1 protein-coding gene and 1 pseudogene are annotated in these 1545 nt (G+C 75.5%); both read left to right on the forward strand.

From position 1 onward, the window contains the following. Positions 1-224: pseudogene (locus DD1DGNOD_RS14700) on the forward strand (cobalt-precorrin-5B (C(1))-methyltransferase); the annotation flags it as partial. Beyond that, positions 203-1483: a precorrin-6y C5,15-methyltransferase (decarboxylating) subunit CbiE gene (gene cbiE / locus DD1DGNOD_RS14705; protein ID WP_131770390.1), complete on the forward strand. Its 1281-nt coding sequence runs from the start codon at positions 203-205 to the stop codon at positions 1481-1483. The pseudogene DD1DGNOD_RS14700 and the gene cbiE, both read left to right, overlap by 22 nt. Positions 1484-1545 lie beyond the last annotated feature (62 nt).

Consider the following 1545-nt stretch of genomic DNA (forward strand, 5'->3'; position numbering starts at 1 on the left):
TGGTGGCGGCCGTCGCCACGGCCAACACCGCCCGCCACGCCTACGAGCTGTGGGACGGCGCCGGACTGCTGCGGGCTGCCGGTGACCTGCTGTGCGCCCGGGTCGCCGAGGTCCTCGCCCGGTTCACCGACGGACGCCTGCGGGCCCGGGTCGCCATGGTCGACTTCACCGGGACGTCCTGCGTGGCCGCCACGGAACCGGCATGGGTGGGACCGTGCGCGTGACAGTGATCGGCTGGGACGGCCGCGCGCTCACCGACCAGGCGGCCGGTGCGCTCGCCACCGCCACGCTGGTCGTCGGTGGCCGCCGCCACCTGGACGCGCTCGGGGGGCACCTCCCCGCCGGCGTGCGCACCGTCGTCCTGGGCGGTGTCGCGGCCGGTCTCGCCGAGCTGACCGGGCACTTCGCCGCAGGCGGCGGGCCGGCTGTCGTTCTCGCCAGCGGCGATCCGGGGTTCTTCGGCATCCTCCGGACGCTGCGCCGGCACGGACTCGACCGCGACCACGGCGTCGACGTCGAACTGCTGCCCGCGACCTCGTCGGTGGCCGTCGCGTTCGCCCGCGCCGGCCTGCCCTGGGACGACGCGCTGGTCGTCAGCGCGCACGGCCGCAGCCTGCGGCGGGCCGTCCACGTCTGCCGCGCCCACCACACGGTCGCCGTGCTGACCGGGCCGGGGCCGGCTGGCGACCCGTCCGCGCTCGGCGCGGCGCTCGTGGGGCTACCCCGGCGGATGTTCGTCGCCGAGGAACTCGGCATGCCCGCCGAACGGACCGGATGGTGCACCCCGCAGCAGGCCGCCGCCCGCCGTGACTGGCGGGAACCGAACATCGTCATCGTGCGCGACACCGACCATCCCCGTCCGGGGGAGCAGGATTCCGACCGGGCCGGGTGGTTGTTCCCCCACCGGACCTCCCCGCCCGGCTGGGCGCTGGACGAAGCCGCGTTCACCCACCGCGACTCGATGATCAGCAAGGCGGAGGTGCGGGCGGTGGCCCTGGCCCGGCTCGGCCCGGGGCCGGGAGACCTCGTCTGGGATGTCGGCGCCGGCAGCGGCTCGGTCGCGGTGGAGTGCGCACGCCTGGGCGCGGCCGTCGTCGCCGTCGACCACGACCCGGACGCCTGCGCCCGCACCCGCGCCAACGCGCGTACACACCGGGTGTCCGTCCAGGTCGTCCCGGGTAGCGCACCGGGCGTGCTCACCGGCCTGCCCGCACCGGACGCGGTGTTCGTCGGTGGCGGCGGACCGGAAGTGGTCGCCGCCTGTGCACGGCACGCACGACGCAGCGTGGCCGTCGCCCTCGCCGCTCTCGACCGGGTCCGCCCGACCTGGGAGGCACTTGCCGCCGCCGGCTTCGACGTCAGCGGAACGCAGCTCGCCGCGTCCCGCCTGCGACCGTTGCCGGACGGGGCGCTGCGCCTGGCCGCGACCAACCCGATCGTCCTCGTCTGGGGAGAACGCACTGGTGAGCACGATGCACGATGATGGACGATCATGACGACGGATGGTCACGATGACGGACGGTCACGATGACGGACGGTAGGAGG

The sequence above is a fragment of the Candidatus Protofrankia californiensis genome (genome assembly GCF_900634765.1).
Lineage (GTDB): Bacteria > Actinomycetota > Actinomycetes > Frankiales > Frankiaceae > Protofrankia > Protofrankia californiensis.

Excerpts from the sequence above, each read along its gene's own strand:
- cbiE (WP_131770390.1), top strand. The coding sequence starts at position 203 with ATGGGTGGGACCGTGCGCGTGACAGTGATCGGCTGGGACGGCCGCGCG.